This is a genomic window from Vibrio sp. 10N.222.52.B12 (assembly GCF_002875385.1).
GTDB lineage: Bacteria > Pseudomonadota > Gammaproteobacteria > Enterobacterales > Vibrionaceae > Vibrio > Vibrio jasicida.
Map to the genome: position 1 here is coordinate 81,244 of NZ_MDAW01000116.1, position 16,106 is coordinate 97,349.

General features: G+C 45.6%; 19 protein-coding genes. 1 reads left to right on the forward strand and 18 read right to left on the reverse strand.

Translation table 11 applies throughout. The annotated features are described in order from the left end of the window. The first annotated feature begins 47 nt into the window (after positions 1 to 47). Positions 48 to 659, forward strand: a complete 612-nt coding sequence (locus BCT11_RS12245) for a YecA family protein (protein WP_102388435.1) — start codon at positions 48 to 50, stop codon at positions 657 to 659. Positions 660 to 721: 62 nt separating this feature from the next. On the opposite strand, the gene BCT11_RS12250 is transcribed toward BCT11_RS12245, so the two are convergent. The 18 genes from BCT11_RS12250 to ruvA form a co-directional block, all read right to left on the reverse strand. After that, entirely contained in the window at positions 722 to 1,888 is a 1,167-nt protein-coding gene (locus BCT11_RS12250) for a glutathionylspermidine synthase family protein (RefSeq protein ID WP_102388436.1), read from the reverse strand. 8 nt (positions 1,889 to 1,896) lie between these two features. Continuing rightward, a complete protein-coding gene (locus BCT11_RS12255) occupies positions 1,897 to 2,466 on the reverse strand; it encodes a DUF1190 domain-containing protein (protein WP_038866823.1) in 570 nt (189 codons plus the stop codon). An 8-nt stretch (positions 2,467 to 2,474) separates the two neighbouring features. Further along, a complete protein-coding gene (locus tag BCT11_RS12260; RefSeq protein WP_038866820.1) occupies positions 2,475 to 2,891 on the reverse strand; it encodes a DUF350 domain-containing protein in 417 nt (138 codons plus the stop codon). Next, a complete protein-coding gene (locus BCT11_RS12265) occupies positions 2,891 to 3,934 on the reverse strand; it encodes an ion channel (RefSeq protein WP_102388437.1) in 1,044 nt (347 codons plus the stop codon). The genes BCT11_RS12260 and BCT11_RS12265 overlap by 1 nt, the downstream gene beginning before the upstream one ends. A gap of 132 nt (positions 3,935 to 4,066) precedes the next feature. Further along, a complete protein-coding gene (gene nadA / locus BCT11_RS12270; protein ID WP_102388438.1) occupies positions 4,067 to 5,128 on the reverse strand; it encodes a quinolinate synthase NadA in 1,062 nt (353 codons plus the stop codon). A 245-nt stretch (positions 5,129 to 5,373) separates the two neighbouring features. Beyond that, positions 5,374 to 6,129 (reverse strand): tol-pal system protein YbgF, encoded by a 756-nt coding sequence (gene ybgF / locus BCT11_RS12275; RefSeq protein WP_038866815.1) that lies wholly within the window; start codon positions 6,127 to 6,129, stop codon positions 5,374 to 5,376. Between the two features lie 15 nt (positions 6,130 to 6,144). After that, complete coding sequence (gene pal / locus BCT11_RS12280; RefSeq protein WP_102388439.1) at positions 6,145 to 6,666, reverse strand: peptidoglycan-associated lipoprotein Pal; 522 nt, start codon at positions 6,664 to 6,666, stop codon at positions 6,145 to 6,147. A gap of 30 nt (positions 6,667 to 6,696) precedes the next feature. Then, positions 6,697 to 8,049, reverse strand: a complete 1,353-nt coding sequence (tolB, locus tag BCT11_RS12285) for a Tol-Pal system beta propeller repeat protein TolB (RefSeq protein ID WP_080869721.1) — start codon at positions 8,047 to 8,049, stop codon at positions 6,697 to 6,699. A gap of 16 nt (positions 8,050 to 8,065) precedes the next feature. Beyond that, positions 8,066 to 9,088, reverse strand: coding sequence for a cell envelope integrity protein TolA (tolA, locus tag BCT11_RS12290; RefSeq protein ID WP_102388440.1), 1,023 nt, complete (start codon positions 9,086 to 9,088; stop codon positions 8,066 to 8,068). Positions 9,089 to 9,101: 13 nt separating this feature from the next. Continuing rightward, a complete protein-coding gene (gene tolR / locus BCT11_RS12295; protein WP_038866811.1) occupies positions 9,102 to 9,545 on the reverse strand; it encodes a protein TolR in 444 nt (147 codons plus the stop codon). Positions 9,546 to 9,548: 3 nt separating this feature from the next. Next, entirely contained in the window at positions 9,549 to 10,247 is a 699-nt protein-coding gene (gene tolQ / locus BCT11_RS12300) for a protein TolQ (protein ID WP_038866810.1), read from the reverse strand. Then, positions 10,237 to 10,656 carry a tol-pal system-associated acyl-CoA thioesterase gene (ybgC, locus tag BCT11_RS12305; protein WP_102388441.1) on the reverse strand — a complete coding sequence of 140 codons (420 nt, stop codon included), beginning with the start codon at positions 10,654 to 10,656 and terminating at the stop codon, positions 10,237 to 10,239. The genes tolQ and ybgC overlap by 11 nt, the downstream gene beginning before the upstream one ends. 172 nt (positions 10,657 to 10,828) lie before the next feature. Then, complete coding sequence (gene ybgE, locus BCT11_RS12310; protein WP_039975247.1) at positions 10,829 to 11,131, reverse strand: cyd operon protein YbgE; 303 nt, start codon at positions 11,129 to 11,131, stop codon at positions 10,829 to 10,831. Beyond that, positions 11,124 to 11,231, reverse strand: a complete 108-nt coding sequence (gene cydX / locus BCT11_RS12315) for a cytochrome bd-I oxidase subunit CydX (RefSeq protein WP_000270284.1) — start codon at positions 11,229 to 11,231, stop codon at positions 11,124 to 11,126. Before cydX ends, ybgE begins: the two co-directional genes overlap by 8 nt. A 12-nt stretch (positions 11,232 to 11,243) precedes the next feature. After that, positions 11,244 to 12,380, reverse strand: coding sequence for a cytochrome d ubiquinol oxidase subunit II (gene cydB / locus BCT11_RS12320; protein WP_038866805.1), 1,137 nt, complete (start codon positions 12,378 to 12,380; stop codon positions 11,244 to 11,246). A 17-nt stretch (positions 12,381 to 12,397) separates the two neighbouring features. Beyond that, entirely contained in the window at positions 12,398 to 13,984 is a 1,587-nt protein-coding gene (cydA, locus tag BCT11_RS12325; RefSeq protein ID WP_005441697.1) for a cytochrome ubiquinol oxidase subunit I, read from the reverse strand. Between the two features lie 461 nt (positions 13,985 to 14,445). Continuing rightward, entirely contained in the window at positions 14,446 to 15,450 is a 1,005-nt protein-coding gene (gene ruvB, locus BCT11_RS12330) for a Holliday junction branch migration DNA helicase RuvB (protein ID WP_038866800.1), read from the reverse strand. Between the two features lie 21 nt (positions 15,451 to 15,471). After that, on the reverse strand, positions 15,472 to 16,083 hold the full coding sequence (gene ruvA / locus BCT11_RS12335; RefSeq protein WP_038866798.1) for a Holliday junction branch migration protein RuvA: 612 nt from the start codon (positions 16,081 to 16,083) through the stop codon (positions 15,472 to 15,474). Positions 16,084 to 16,106: the final 23 nt, after the last annotated feature.

A 16,106-nucleotide genomic window follows, 5' to 3' on the forward strand; every position in this document is an offset into this window, starting at 1 on the left:
AGCCGAATCATTCCCTAATATCGATTTATCACTAATTGATTGGTAATATGAGCGCAACCAACCAGCCCATTAACAAATGGTATTCTATTTTGAAACTACAAGACATCCTTTCTCTTCCAGAACTTGATGGAAAACTACTAAACCTAGCGAAAACTCAAGGCTTCGTAACGGCAATGGCTTCTGCGCCAAACGTGCTGAACCCTCAAGAGTGGCTGCCATTCCTATGGGGCGGTGAAGAAACAGCACCCTTCACAGACGGCGAGCAACTAGAACAGTACATTGATGAGATTGTTCAAATGTGGAACCAAACTCGTCCAGCGCTTCTAGAAGGCACGTGGCAATGGCCAGAAGGCTGTGAGTTGGATGATCAAGATATCGTGTCAGCAAACACGCGTGATTTCTGTGAAGGTGTCCTTCAGGGTTGGCAGTTGACTCGTGATGATTGGGAAACCCTAATGCCAGAAGATAGCGAAGACAGCGCGTTACTGGGCGGCGTTCTGCTTTCTCTGACGATGCTGTACGATCCAGAAACAACAATAGCAACACTGGCAGAACAAGGCATGGAAGGTCTTGAGCAATTTGAAGAAATCTTCAATGCAATGCCAATGATGCTTGGCGGCTTGACTCAGCGTGGTGTCATGCTGGCAGAAGAAGAGTAAGATTCTCTGCTCTGTTGAATACACTAAATGAAAAAGCTCTCCAAGTCGGAGAGCTTTTTTGATCAATCTAGAATGACATGGGGAATATAACGCGCCATATCTTGGGTAACTAAACTGCTGTCTTCACGAATAGAGATACCCGCAGCTTTATCGTTTACTAACCAACTGCCAATTAAAGTATGACTAGAACCAAATTTGGGTAACGGGTAGTACTGCTGAACAATGTTATGAGCCGACTCATAGGGACCTGGGGTTTTCACTAAACGCTGTCCATTCTTCACAATCTCTATATTCGCGCCTTCGCGAGAAAACAGTGGTTTGATGACGTAGTCTTTCAAAAGGTCCGCTTTTGGATCATTGGCAAAATACGCCGGCAGTAAATTAGGATGGTTTGGAAAGCGTTGCCACAACAAAGGAAGCAGTGCTTTGTTAGACAGAACAGATTTCCACATCGGCTCTAACCAGTTCACGCTCGCCGTTGCCAAGTATTGGCTGTATTCCTCTTCAAACATAAATTCCCATGGATAGAGTTTAAACATCCATCGAATCGCTCGGCCATCGGCATCGACGAAACGCCCTTCTTCCGTTACGCCAATATCTTCGACGTAGACGAACGCGGTCGACAGTCCTGCTTCTCGAGCGCAGTCTTCTAAATATTGAACCGTGCCTTTGTCTTCTTCTGTGTATTTACAACAACTGAAATGAAGCGTTTGCCCTGGCTGCAATTTGGCGATTTCCGCAAAACGTTCAATCAAGAAATCTTGCAAGATGTTGAATTGATCGGCTCGTTGATGGATACGCCCTTTGTTCACGACATCTTCTAACCACACCCACTGCCAAAAACCCGTTTCAAATAAAGATGTGGGGGTATCGGCGTTGTTTTCCAAAAGCTTTGCGGGTGATGAACCGTTGTAAGCAAAGTCCAACCGAGAATAAAGCGACGGCTCTCTACTTCGCCAAGAAGAAGCAACCTGAGACCACATGGATTCCGGAATCGTGCATTGGGTCAGTAACTGCTCACTTCGAATCACCTCATCCACAACTTCAAGGCACATTTGATGAAGCTCCTCCGTTGGCGCTTCTATATCTCGTTCAATTTGCTCTAATGTGAATTGATAGTACGCACTCTCATCCCAATAAGGTTGGTCGTACATAGAATGAAACCCAAAACCAAACTGGCGTGCTAAATCACGCCAGTTTTCTCTTTCTTGTATTTCTCTTCGAAACATAAATGCTGTTAACCGCCTCGACCAACAGAGACTGCTTTACCAAAGCCACCTCGGGACATGGCGCGCCCTATCGTGCCACCACCTCGTTTATTTAAGTTGCTGGTTGCGACTTTAGTTGATTGGTTACGGTAAGAACCATAGAACTGCCCTGCACCGTTGTAATACTTCGACTTGTAGCGATACATCGGCTCTGAGTAGTAACTCTTGTTGTAACCACTCAAGCCACTCACTGCGCGGCTAAAGAAGTAGCCACCAACAAACGGGACATACGAGCGGTGACGTGAGCTGTAATAACAATCGTCTTCATAGAAATCGTCTTCACACTCAAACTCGTTGTTATAGCGCGGTGCGTTTTCTTCTGCTCTCGCCATCGCTTCTTGGTACGCTATTTCACATTGTTCGCTGAATTCTGGCGCGTCTGATTTGCATTCATCCGCATCAACATAGATATAGCCTTCTGTTTCTGACTCTTGAGTCGCCAGAAAGAAAATGCCACCGAAAGCGACAAACGGGATGATTCGCCCAACTTTGAAGCTTTTATCCATCGAAGATCGTTTTACGTTGGAACTGCGTTTCATCGCCCCTCCTAGTAAGTCATGCAAGCTGCGTTAAGTACACCGACAGAGATAGAGACTCCCGCGAGTACAATACCTGCGGGCACTTCGTCGTTCTCGATACGCTCAGAGACTTTAGGCAATAGAATGAATCGCACAATGCCAAAAGCAATGATTTGAGCCAACATGGCAACAACGCCCCACACCATAAAATCAACAATATTGACTGAGTTCGTTGCCGCTCCAGCAATGGCTAAGCAGTAACCAAGAAAAGCACCACTCAGTGCGACTGCTGCTGCGGTGTTTTTTTCTTCTTTGATTAGGTGCCATTCATCGTATGGCGTCAGTTTTACGTAGACGAATTTAAACGCCAGCACGAAGACAATCGAGACGGAAAAGTAGAGAAGAAAATTGGGAAAACCTGCCAACAGGTCAGCAATCATGTGCATTATTTGTCCTTATTCATGTCGTTCCATGCAAAATTATCAATGCGCTCATCTGCAATGTAGAACAGCTTGGTATTTGGTGGCACTTCTGCTTCGAGCTCAGGGTTTAGCTCAATGCCATTGCCAAGATCGAAGGCGATCAATGTGGCCTGATGATGCTTTTTAATGAAGCTGAACACCTTTTCGACACTGGTTGTCGCCTGATCTTCAGGGTAAATCACCGAGTATTGCGTCATACCTCGAGTAGAAGCTAATAACTCTTGGTGTAGAGCACTTGAACCGGGGTCCACGGCTGCTTTCGCCAGCATCTCAGCACCTACGGCAGGTATACACTCCGCTTTAGGGCAATGCTGGCTCAACAATCTACCTAAAGCATCATCTTTAAAGTAGGCAAGCAAGTGTGCATCAGGATTCACAGAGGCACAATACAAGGCGGCCGAGAGGGTAATGTCATCGGTGAGATTATCAACAATGATACAGTTGGCGCTGGTGATGTTGGCGTTTTTCATCTCTTGTGCATCGGTGTAACTGTTCACCTTGATGAAACCGATCTCACCCGGTAGCGGATTCTCTATATCAGAACGGCTACATAACACAATGGGACGCTTACCCGCTTCTTCATGCTGCAACATACGAATAAGTTGCATGGTCCTTGCGCCATTCCACCCCAACAATACGATATGGTTTTCCACTCTTACTCTCCGTTTACCTAATATACCCGCTCGCCAATAATCGATTGCACCGCCTGCAACACGCCCCAAAATGGCCGCAAACAAGCTCAAGCCACCAGGAATGATAAACAGAACCACGACCCATTTCCCTGCATCCGTCGTTGGTGAATGATCACCATAACCAACCGTCGACGCAGTCACCATCAGGTAATAAATGAAGTTAGAGAAACTGTCGGTAAGTGCATGCTCCCCCGCGAGAGCCAGCAACAGCCAAGAAATACCAATGTAGCTACCGCTAATGACGAGAAGGTTTCGGTTGCTTAATTTGAAAAGATGGGTGCTCAGCCACTTTTTCAGTACTAGCCATACAGCCATAAGTTTCCGATTCCTTTCTGATTACTATAAGTAAATACTAACTCATTGATTGTAAGAAACAAAAAAACCAGCCAAATTCGGCTGGTTTTTGAGATTTGTCTTAACAAACTGATGTCTGGGCAGACAGAACGACTATGTGTTCCCTTTCACTTGCATATTCAGTTGTTCAGCAAAGTCTAGCATGCGGTTCAATGGGATGAGTGATTTCACACGCAACGCTTCATCAACGAAGATTTCGTGTTCTTCACCACCTTCATTCAATGCTTTTTCAATCGCTTCAAGACCGTTCATTGCCATCCAAGGACAGTGTGCACAACTGCGACAAGTCGCACCTGCACCAGCAGTGGGTGCTTCAATCAGTTCTTTCTCTGGCACCAGTTGTTGCATTTTAAAGAAGATGCCTTTATCGGTTGCAACAATCATTTTCTGATGAGGTAGCTCTTTCGCTGCTTTGATAAGCTGACTCGTAGAACCAACCGCATCAGCCAGCTCAACCACGCTAGCTGGTGATTCTGGGTGCACTAGGATTGCCGCATCCGAGTATACGTTCTTCATCTTACGCAGTGCGTCCGCAGAGAACTCGTCATGAACTACGCACTCACCTTGCCACAACAGCATATCTGCGCCAGTCTTGTTTGCGATGTAAGAACCTAGGTGACGGTCTGGGCCCCAAATGATTGGCTTATCTTCTGCGTCTAGGTGTTCAACGATTTCCAGTGCAATACTAGACGTTACAACCCAATCAGCGCGTGCTTTAACCGCCGCAGAAGTGTTTGCGTATACCACGACCGTATGGTCAGGGTGAGCGTCGCAAAACTCGCTAAACTTGTCCGCTGGGCAGCCAAGGTCAAGTGAACATTCCGCTTCTAGTGTTGGCATTAGAATGCGTTTTTCTGGTGTTAAGATCTTTGCAGATTCGCCCATAAAGCGAACACCACCAATGATCAATGTGCTTGCTGGGTGACGGTTACCAAATTTCGCCATCTCTAACGAATCACCAACAAAACCACCCGTTTCTTCCGCTAATGCTTGGATCTCAGGATCGGTGTAGTAGTGTGCGATAAGCACGGCATCTTTCTCTTTAAGCAGCTTTTTGATTCGCTCGATGTAATCGGCTTTTTCTTCTTGGCTTAATGGGATTGGTTTTGGAGGGAATGGGTAAACTGTCTCGATTTTATCTAATATGTGGCTCATTGCTCTTGCTCTTGCTCTTGCTCTACGCAACTTCCTTTAATCCGAGTATTGTAACCTCGTTAATTTTCAAAAACCAACCCAGAGCGGGAATTTCTAGCAGTCTAGCCGTATATCTTTGACGCAAATAACTATTCTATCGACTAAATAGAATTGGGTTATTGCAAAGAAAAACCAGTGAAGTAAAACGAGCAAACAAGAAAAAAGGAGCCGAAGCTCCCTTTATTAGTCTCAATGTATGAGTTTTATTACTTCAGCTTAGCGCTCGCGATTTTCGCTGACGCACTGCCGGCATATTCATCGACAACTTGCTGATAGTATTTCTTCGCTTGTGCAGCATTATTGTTACGCTCAGCAATATCGCCTAGCTTAACCAATGCGTCTGCACGCTTGTTAGAATCTTTGTAAGAAACCACAGCGGCAAAACTCTTCGTTGCTTCTTTGTCTTGCTTCTTAGCAAAATACAACTGGCCTAGCCAGTAGTGGGAGTTTGCTGAGTAAGTCGAGTTCGGGTAATCCTTTTGGAACTGCTGGAAAGCCGCGATAGCGCCCGTGTAGTCTCGTTTCTTAAGGATCAAATCCACGGCATCTTGATAAGCAGTTTGCTCATCAGCGTTGGACGTGTATTTACCACCTGTTTCTGCAGGCTTGGTTTCTTTTACTGGCGCAGCTTTCATTTCACCACGCACACGATCTAGCTCGACAAACAACTCACGTTGACGCTTTAACATTTGCTGCATTTCGTAGCTATTGCGTTCTAACTGACCACGTAGATCACTGATCTCTTGTGACATTTGGTCAATTTGCTCTTGCATTTGGAGCTGAACACGGTTGCGATTTTGCAGCAAGCGCTCTAAACGCTCGACATCTGATTCTGAAGAAGATCGAGTTGATACTGATGATGTGCTGTTGAGATCTGATACTGGAGCTGGTGCAGCGAACGCGAAGTTCGCTGCACTTGCCAGTAACGTAAGCGTAACAGCGCGCTTAGTGTTACTGAACATGAGGTTTACCTCGAATTAGTATACTAGAACCGCGCGACGGTTTTTAGCGTAAACATCTTCTGATTGACCTAGAAGAAGTGGCTTCTCTTCACCGTAACTAACGATTGCGATTTGGTCAGCTTGAACACTTAGCGCTTGTAGGTAGTTTGATACTGCTTCAGCACGACGCTCGCCTAGTGCGATGTTGTACTCTGGTGTACCACGTTCATCAGCGTGACCTTCGATTGTCACTTTAAGAGCAGGGTTCTTGCTTAGGTAAGCTGCGTGAGCTGCTAGCATCTCTTCGTAGTCACCTGCAATTGTTGAGTTATCAAATGCGAAGTAAATAGTTTGAGTTTCGCGTAGTGCTTGCTCTTTTAGCTCTTGCTCTGTCAATTGACCGTTTGGATCGATTGGCGTTACTACTGTTGTTTCAGAACCGCTAGTGTTGGTTTCTGCACCCGTATTTGAAGCCGCGTCATCACTTGAGCTACAAGCCGTCATTGCCATCACAGGAATCGCGATTAGCAGTCCTTTTAGAACCTTGTTCAGTTGCATCTTATTTTCCTTTATTAATCAATTTTATTACTACAAAAACGGTGACCATGCGGGAGCTCTGACACGCCCATTTGTTGCCGGTAATCTAGCTTTAAATCGACCATCAATTGACACCATCGATAGTACGTTTTTCTTGTTGTAGATTGAGCTATAGATAACCATGCCACCATTTGGGGCAATGCTCGGAGACTCATCAAGCAATGTTTTTGTTAGTACCTGAAGAGCACCTGTTTCCAAATCTTGCTTAGCCAAGTTGAAGCCCGAATCACTGCGATTCACCATGACAAGGAATCGACCATCAGGAGTGATTTGACCACCTAAGTTTTGGCTGCCTTGCCAAGTCAAACGGTTAGTAGAACCGCTGCCCAAATCTACTTGATAAATCTGAGGTTTACCACCCCTGTCAGATGTGAAAATCAGTGATTTGCCATCAGGGTGCCAGTACGGTTCTGTATTATTTGATCTGCCACGCGTAATTTGTGTCAGCTTACGAGTTTTCAGATCCAACGTGTAAACCTGAAGTGAACCGGTCTTAGAAAGAACCAAAGCTAACTGACTGCCGTCAGGCGAAAATCTTGGCGCACCATTGTGACGAGGGTATGACGTAATCTTCTCTCGCTCGCCGGTGTAGATGTTCATAATGAAGATCTCAGCTTGGCCGTTCTGGAAACTCACGTAAGCCAATTTCTGGCCATCAGGAGACCATGCTGGAGACATCAGTGGCTGTTTAGATTGAAGTACTAAACGTTCGTTGTAACCATCGTAATCAGCAACACGCAGCTGGTAAGGGAAGCGATCTTTGTCGTTTACAACAACATAAGCGATACGAGTCATAAATGCGCCGCGTTCGCCAGTCAATTGCTCGTAGACAAGGTCCGCAATTCGGTGAGCGTACTCACGCATGCGTGGGCCTTCTACCGTCGCTACCTTGTTAAACAACACGTGGTCTTTGGAAAGAACCAGTTCTCCGTCATCACCGAGAGCTTTGCTCTGACCCTTCGTTAATTGGCCACGAACAACGTCAACTAACTGGTAGTTAACCACGTAGTTACCTTGTTCGTTTTTCTTAATTGAACCGGTCAATAATGCATCTACGCCCAAGCCGGTCCACGCATCAAAGTTTACTTCTGATTCGTTGGTTGGCGTTTGTGGCATTTTGCTGGTCGGTACCGGGCTGAATTTACCACTGCGTTGCAAGTCAGAAGCAATCACAGCGGAAATATCAGTCGGAAGAGGCTCACTGCCTTCCCACTTAAAGGGAACAACAGCAATTGGTCGTGCTGAATCAATACCATCGGTAATCACCAGCTCTAATGCAGCGTGAGCCACATTCGTTAGACTGCCAAGCAGTACAAACATTCCTAGTAAAAGGCGTTTAATCACGTCTCAGTTCCTTAAATTAATAATCAACTGTTAAGTTAATATCACGAATTTTATCTATAATTGCGCGGTCTTTTGGCATAGGGAAATTGCCAACTTGGTTTACTGCACTCTTTGCCGCACCACATAATCGAGCATCACCGCTAATGACTGAAACGCCACTTACTACGCCATCTGTTCCAGTTGGCACAAGCTTAATATTCAGCCTACACGACTTTCCCACAAGGTAATCATCCTTAATGATTCGACTTTCGATTAGCTGTTTATAGATGGCTGCATAACGACCAACTTCCGAATCAACATGTTGATTCTTCGCTACTTGGTTAAGTTCGGATTCACTTTCTAGACCAGCAAAAATGTCATCCAACGCCGCTTCTTGCTCTTTGCGTTCACGCTCTGCTTTCTCTGCGGCTTCTCGAGCTTTACGTTCGCGCTCAGCGGCCTCTTTGGCTGCTTTTTCTTTCGCGATGCGTTCTTGCTCGGCTTTTGCTGCGGCTTCACGTTCACGTTTCGCTTTCTCTTCGGCTTCTTTCGCCGCTTTCTCGCGCGCTACACGTTCTTGCTCCGCTTTACGTGCGGCCTCTTCTTTGGCTTTACGCTCTTGTTCGGCCTTTGCTGCCCGCTCTTTCTCTTTACGAGTGCGTTCTTCTTCGGCCTTACGTTCTTGCTCTTTCTTTTTACGAGCGACCTCCGCTTCGCGAGCGGCTTTTGCATCTTTTGCTTGCTGCTCTTTCAGCTTACGAATTTGCTCTTCTTCAGCTTTGCGATTCTTTTCCAGCTGCTCAGCTTCACGTCTCAGTTTATCAAGACGATCTTGCTCTTTTTTTGCCGCTTTCTCGCGTTGCTGACGAATTTCTTTGGCTTGTTGTTGGACAAGCTTCGGGTCAATAACAACCGCCTGCACCATCTGCCCTGTCGGCTCGGGTTTAGACATGTTGAAATCTGTACCCCAAAGTAACGCTACGACCAAAAGCGCATGCAAACCAACCGATATTGCTATCGGCTTGGTGTATTCTTTGGTTTTCTTCTTGTTGTCTTTCATAGATGTTCGATGTCTATTCCCTGATATCGGTCATCAGACCTACTTTAGGGATGCCAGCCCGACTTAGCTCATCAAGCAGAAGTACCACATCTGCGTATGGCGTTGCGGCATCACCCCCTACTGCAACCGGAGAATCAGGTTTGATTTCCCGCTCTGCTTTCACACGAACAATAACGTCTTGTAGTGATAGACCGCGTTGAACCTCTTCATCATTCACGCTTAGGCCCAAATTACCATCGCGATCGATTTCAATAATGATGAAGCTACTGTCTGTTTCACCAGCAAGATCTTGCATTGATTCCGCGGTAGAGGTTTTTGGAAGGTCTACATCCACACCTTGAGTGACAAATGGAGCGGTCGCCATGAAAATAATCAGCAGTACAAGCATAACGTCGATATAAGGTACAACGTTAATCTCTGCGGTCATTTTACGCTTTTTAGGTTGGTAACCCGCCATGCCTTATTCCTTATTCGCGCTGTCTCGACCCGCCATTGCTTGACGGTGCAGGATGCTGTGGAATTCTTCAGAGAAAGTTGCGTATGTATGCTCTAGCTTGCTTACTTTGTTGCTTAGACGGTTGTAAGCCATTACCGCAGGGATTGCAGCAAACAGACCCATCGCTGTTGCGATCAGTGCTTCTGCGATACCGGGTGCCACCATAGATAGTGTTGCTTGTTTCACTTCACCCAATGCAATAAAGGCGTGCATGATACCCCATACCGTACCAAATAGGCCGATGTATGGGCTGATAGAACCGACCGTTGCGAGGAACGGTAAACTGGTTTCTAGTTCATCCACTTCACGAGCTACAGAAACGCGCATTGCACGCCCTGTACCTTCCATGATGTAGGCTGGTGAGTTTGCGTTACTCTTACGCAAGCGTGCAAATTCGGTAAAGCCTGCATAGAAGATTTCTTCTGTGCCACCGATGTCGTCTTTACGAGCTTTCACTTTTTGGTACAGCTGTGAAAGATCGGTACCAGACCAAAATTTGTCTTCAAAGGACTCAGCGTCTTTTGATGCTTGAGACAGTACTTTGCTGCGCTTAATGATCATTGCCCATGACGCAATTGACATGCCTAGTAGGGTCAACATCACAAGCTTTACCAACAGACTGGCCTGAAGAAAGAGATCTAAAATGGAAATATCAGCAGTCACTATTTGTTAGCTCCGAATTGATAAAAGATGGGATAGCTATTGGTTTCATTTTCTTATTATCGATACATGCTACCTTAACAATTGTCTTGCACAATGTTTTGCCTTCATCATTGACTAACTCTTGACAGAATTGCAGGGATGCACGCTTTATTTCTGACACTTGGGTAAGAACGGTCAAATGCTCGTCCAGTCTCGCCCCTTGGTTGAAATCGATATCCATGTGTCGGACAACAAAGCCAATGTTTTGTTCCAATAACACATGTTGAGAAATGCCTTTTGCACGCAACATCTCAGTGCGTGCGCGTTCAAAGAATTTTAAATAATTAGAGTGATATACAACGCCACCCGCATCGGTATCTTCATAATACACGGTGATCGGCCAGCGGAAGGGATTAGATGTGCCTTGCAAGGGAGTACCAGTACTTTCAATTCTTTAAAGCAATTACTATAACTGAAGCGGCAGTAATTGGTACTGAGCGAAGGGAATATTTTTGAATTTTGTAGAAAAAATAAAAGCCAGACAAGACGTCTGGCTTTTTATTCGATGATTTAATAACCGACTTTATTTCAGAGTGTAACGCTTACATGAAATAGAGTGCTGTTAAATAAACTAAGATAGCGAGTGAGAAATAAGGGCTGAACAATACTTGCCAGTACCAATTTCTTGGCTTGAAGCCCACACCGTAAACCATGCTTGAGCAGACTGCCCAAATCAGTGCCGGTGCGATAAACGCATTAAAGCCACCAATTTCTCGATGGTATGCGTTTGGATCCCACATCACCAATCCTACATGCATAAAGCCGAGGATTAAGGCCAAGACTCTCAGTAGAGTCTTGTCCATTGGTGCGTGAAGTTTCGCTACCTTGTCAGCGAGATTACTCACTGTCTTTATCCATCATTTCTGAGTGCTCTAACCAAAGAGCGTTGATGATACCGAATGCACAAGCAAGTAGTACACCTAGAATCCATGCGAAATACCACATAGTAATAGCTCCTTAGTAAAGTGAGTTTTTGTTTTCTTCGATGAACTTGTCATCCAAGCGACCAAACATCTTGTAGTAAGTCCAAGACGTGTAAGCCAAGATGATTGGAACCATAACAAACGCAACGCCTGTCATTAGGTTCAAAGTCAGTTCAGATGAAGTTGCATCCCACATTGTCAGACTTTGGCTTGGCATTAGGTCTGATGGCATTACGAATGGGAACATTGCAATACCAGCAGTAAAGATAACACCTGCGTTACCAAGGCTAGAGGTTAGGAACGCGATACCACACTTCTCTAGGCGAGATGCCAATACAGCTAGAAGCGGCATTGCAACACCCAGTACAGGCGCAGCCCATAGCATTGGGTAAGCTTCGAAGTTGTTCATCCACGCACCAGCTTCACGGATAACCTCTTTGTTTAGAGGGTTAGAAGCAGCGCCTGTATCGATACCACCTACGATAACGTAACCTTCGATGCTCTGAATCCAGAAGCCAGCTGCTACGAATGCAACCACAGTTAATAGACCCATTAGCTGAGCAACGTTACGAGCACGAGTATGAACTTCGCCTGTTGTCTTCATTTGTAGCCAAGTTGAACCTTGCATCAGGATCATGAACAAGCTTACTAGACCACATAGCAATGCAAATGGGTTAAGAAGACCAAAGAACGAACCATGGTACGTTGGCATTAGGAATTCGTTCAGTTGGAATGGAACACCTTGCAGAAGGTTACCAAACGCCACACCAAAGATGATTGGTGGAACGAAGCCACTGATTGAGATACAGATATCCCAAGTGTTACGCCATTTTTTATCTTCAATCTTTGAACGGTAATCAAGACCAATTGGACGTAGCCAAAGTGCCGCTAGGGTTAGGATCATCGCTAGGTAGAAACCAGAGAACGATGTCGCGTAAACCAAAGGCCATGCTGCGAACAATGCACCACCAGCAGTGATAAGCCATACTTGGTTACCATCCCAGTGAGGTGCGATGGAGTTAATCATCACACGACGTTGTGTGTCGTTTTTACCGATAATAGGTACAAGCGCGCCCACACCCATATCGAAACCGTCTGTAATTGCAAAACCAACTAGTAGAACACCGATCAGTACCCACCAGATGAATCGCAAGATTTCGTAATCAAACATCTTGTTGTCTCCTTGTCTTACGCTTCTACTTGGCGACTAACTTTGTCTTCAACAGAGTCAGCGTTTTGCTCGAAGTGGTAGCGGCCAGTTTTCAGGCTGCTTGGACCTTTACGAGCGAATTTCACCATTAGGTATACTTCTGCAATTAGGAATGCAGTGTATAGCGCTAGGATTGCAAATAGTGAAGTCCAGATTTCACCTGCTGTTAGTGCTGATGCAGCAACGTGTACCGGTAGGATTTCACCTACAGCCCACGGTTGACGACCGTATTCAGCAACGAACCAACCTGCTTCAATCGCAATCCATGGAAGTGGAATGCTGAATAGTGCAGCTTTAAGAATCCAAGGTTTCTGTTCAATCTTCTGACGACATGTTTGGATGAATGACGCACCAAATACGAATAGCATGATGAAGCCACACGCAACCATGATACGGAACGACCAGAATAGCGGCCATACTGTTGGGATTGAGTCATCCGCAGCAGCTTGGATTTGGTCTTCAGTCGCATCAACAACGTTGTCTGTGTAACGTTTTAGAAGTAGGCCGTAACCTAGGTCACCTTTCACTTCGTCAAACGCAGTCATGTTTGCTTCAGACTTGTCGCCTGCACGCAGTTTTTCAAGCAATTCGTATGCGTACATACCAGTACGGATACGGTCAACGTGCTCTTCACGTAGATCGTGTAGGCCTGTTACTTGCTCATCAAACGAACGCGTTGCGATGATACCCATAACGTAAGGGATCTTGATTGCGTAATCGGTGTTCATTGTTTCTTGGTTCGGTAAACCAAACAGTGTGAACGCCGCTGGTGCTGGTTCTGTGTGCCATTCAGCTTCTACTGCTGCTAGCTTCACTTTTTGAACTTCACCAAGCTCGTAACCAGATTCATCACCCAGCACGATTGTAGACAGGATTGCTGCCATACCGAAAGAAGCTGCGATAGCAAACGAACGACGAGCGAACGCCACATCACGACCTTTCAATAGGTAGTAAGAACTGATGCCAAGAACGAACATTGCACCACACGTGTAACCAGATGCTACTGTGTGTACAAATTTAACTTGCGCTACAGGGTTTAGTACAACGTCTGCGAAGCTCACCATTTCCATACGCATGGTTTCGAAGTTGAATTCTGCGCCAACCGGGTTTTGCATCCAGCCGTTCGCGATAAGAATCCATAGTGCAGAGAAGTTAGAACCCAGAGCAACCAACCAGGTTACCGCTAAGTGTTGACGTTTTGATAGACGATCCCACCCGAAGAAGAATAGACCAACAAAAGTTGACTCCAGGAAGAAAGCAACCAGTGCTTCGATCGCTAGTGGTGCACCGAAGATGTCACCTACATAGTGGGAGTAATAAGACCAGTTCGTACCAAACTGGAACTCCATGGTAAGGCCAGTAGCCACACCAAGTGCAAAGTTAATACCGAACAGCTTACCCCAGAACTTGGTCATGTCCTTGTAGATTTGCTTGTTCGTCATTACGTACATTGATTCCATAATGGCCAAAAGGAAGGCCATACCAAGGGTCAATGGTACGAATAGGAAGTGATACATCGCTGTCAGTGCAAACTGCAACCGCGACAGATCAACTACGTCAATCATGGTAACTCCTATGTGTCGGCTGAATGACACTCTCTACATATTGCAATCCATACACAAGTGTTATTTACACTTGAAAAATGTTGAATTATCACAACGCTTTGTTGCAAAAATGTGCTTCGTTGGTTAGTTAATTGTTAAGCATCAGCTAATATAGCTGGGCCTAATATTACTGCTAAAAACAGTTTGTTTCAAAAGGTTTATAGCGAGAAACCGCTTTGATGTATATCAATCTTTATGCGCTGAATTTGAACAAAAATCCATCACATTGATCCAGATCAAACGATATCAGAAGAGTATGTTAATAGAGAGTAATCAGGAGAGAAAATAATCAGTTAGGCAAGAACATAGAGTTAACAATCTATAAGTTTTTATTACCTATTTAGTATTAGAAGAGATTTAATAAATGAGAGGTTGGTCAACATTGGTGAAATGCTGAGCGCTGTGCGCCCAGCGTTGGAATCTTACTTTTCAATTCCGAAATGCAGATAGGCGCGATCGGTCGCTATTCTACCACGAGGTGTGCGTTGTAAGTAACCTTGTTGAATCAAATAAGGCTCCAGCACATCTTCAATGGTGTCTTTCTCTTCACCAATGGCTGCTGCCATGTTATCCAGACCGACAGGACCACCACCAAACTTTTCCATGATCGCAAGAAGCAGTTTTCGGTCCATATAGTCAAAACCTTTAGCGTCGACATCGAGCATGTTCAGCGCTTTATCTGCAACTTCCGCACAGATGTGTCCATTGCCCTTTACTTCAGCATAGTCACGAACACGGCGTAGTAGTCGGTTAGCGATACGTGGCGTACCACGAGCGCGGCGAGCAACTTCTAACGCACCTTCCGACTCCATTGACAAGCCTAGGCAATCTGCGCTGCGCTGAACGATATCCTGCAAGTCTTTGACCTTGTAATACTCAAGGCGCTGAGTAATACCGAATCGGTCACGCAATGGCGAGGTCAATGAACCCGCTCGTGTGGTTGCGCCGATAAGCGTGAAAGGAGGCAAGTCAATCTTGATAGAGCGAGCGGCTGGGCCTTCACCAATCATGATGTCTAGCTGGTAGTCTTCCATCGCTGGATACAGCACTTCTTCAACCATTGGGCTTAAGCGGTGAATCTCGTCAATGAACAGCACATCGTTTTCTTCTAAGTTGGTCAGCAGCGCCGCCAAGTCCCCTGCTTTCTCAAGTACTGGGCCGGAAGTAGTGCGAATATTCACTTCCATCTCATTAGCAACGATGTTCGCAAGTGTGGTTTTACCCAAACCTGGAGGACCAAATATCAAAAGGTGGTCGAGCGCTTCATTTCGCAATTGAGCAGCTTTGATGAAAATCTCCATCTGACCACGCACGTGATCCTGACCTTGGTAATCCGCCAGCTTCTTAGGACGAATCGCACGGTCGATGACATCTTCATCACGAAATGAAGGATTTTCTGGCGCGATTAAACGATCGGCTTCAATCATATTGTTCCCTTGAACTTTTCGTTACACCATTGATTTTAGTGCTTCACGGATCAGTTGCTCACTGGTCATATCCGGTTTAGCGATCTGAGAGACTACTTTCGACGCTTGAGTTGGTTTGTAGCCTAGAGCTAGAAGCGCACTGATTGCCTCTTCTTCAGCATTGCTAGATGCCGCACCAGAATCCGCAGGAGCCGCATCCGTAAACGGAGTAAATAGGTCGCCAGCACCCCAACCTTTAAGGCGGTCTTTCATTTCCACAACAAGACGTTCTGCGGTTTTCTTACCAACGCCAGGTAGCTTCACAAGTGTTGAAATGTCTTCACGCTCTACGCAAGAAACGAATTGGCTTGCCGTCATACCAGAAAGTATACCCAGCCCCAGTTTAGGACCGACGCCGTTCGCTTTGATTACTTCACGGAAGAGCGCACGTTCTTTGACTGTGTTGAAGCCGTAAAGCAGCTGAGCGTCTTCACGCACAACAAAATGAGTATAAATAATGGCTTCTTCGCCGACGTTTGGCAGTTCGTAGAAACAGCTCATTGGCATCTGTACTTCATAACCAATGCCATTAACTTCAATTAAAACTTCAGGTGGTTGCTTTTCAAGCAGAGTGCCGCGAAGACGTCCAATCACTATAAATACTCTTTGGAAATGAA

Excerpts from the sequence above, each read along its gene's own strand:
- BCT11_RS12245 (WP_102388435.1), top strand. The coding sequence starts at position 48 with ATGAGCGCAACCAACCAGCCCATTAACAAATGGTATTCTATTTTGAAA.
- BCT11_RS12250 (WP_102388436.1), bottom strand. The coding sequence starts at position 1,888 with ATGTTTCGAAGAGAAATACAAGAAAGAGAAAACTGGCGTGATTTAGCA.
- BCT11_RS12255 (WP_038866823.1), bottom strand. The coding sequence starts at position 2,466 with ATGAAACGCAGTTCCAACGTAAAACGATCTTCGATGGATAAAAGCTTC.
- BCT11_RS12260 (WP_038866820.1), bottom strand. The coding sequence starts at position 2,891 with ATGCACATGATTGCTGACCTGTTGGCAGGTTTTCCCAATTTTCTTCTC.
- BCT11_RS12265 (WP_102388437.1), bottom strand. The coding sequence starts at position 3,934 with ATGGCTGTATGGCTAGTACTGAAAAAGTGGCTGAGCACCCATCTTTTC.
- nadA (WP_102388438.1), bottom strand. The coding sequence starts at position 5,128 with ATGAGCCACATATTAGATAAAATCGAGACAGTTTACCCATTCCCTCCA.
- ybgF (WP_038866815.1), bottom strand. The coding sequence starts at position 6,129 with ATGTTCAGTAACACTAAGCGCGCTGTTACGCTTACGTTACTGGCAAGT.
- pal (WP_102388439.1), bottom strand. The coding sequence starts at position 6,666 with ATGCAACTGAACAAGGTTCTAAAAGGACTGCTAATCGCGATTCCTGTG.
- tolA (WP_102388440.1), bottom strand. The coding sequence starts at position 9,088 with ATGAAAGACAACAAGAAGAAAACCAAAGAATACACCAAGCCGATAGCA.
- tolR (WP_038866811.1), bottom strand. The coding sequence starts at position 9,545 with ATGGCGGGTTACCAACCTAAAAAGCGTAAAATGACCGCAGAGATTAAC.
- cydX (WP_000270284.1), bottom strand. The coding sequence starts at position 11,231 with ATGTGGTATTTCGCATGGATTCTAGGTGTACTACTTGCTTGTGCATTC.
- cydB (WP_038866805.1), bottom strand. The coding sequence starts at position 12,380 with ATGTTTGATTACGAAATCTTGCGATTCATCTGGTGGGTACTGATCGGT.
- cydA (WP_005441697.1), bottom strand. The coding sequence starts at position 13,984 with ATGATTGACGTAGTTGATCTGTCGCGGTTGCAGTTTGCACTGACAGCG.
- ruvB (WP_038866800.1), bottom strand. The coding sequence starts at position 15,450 with ATGATTGAAGCCGATCGTTTAATCGCGCCAGAAAATCCTTCATTTCGT.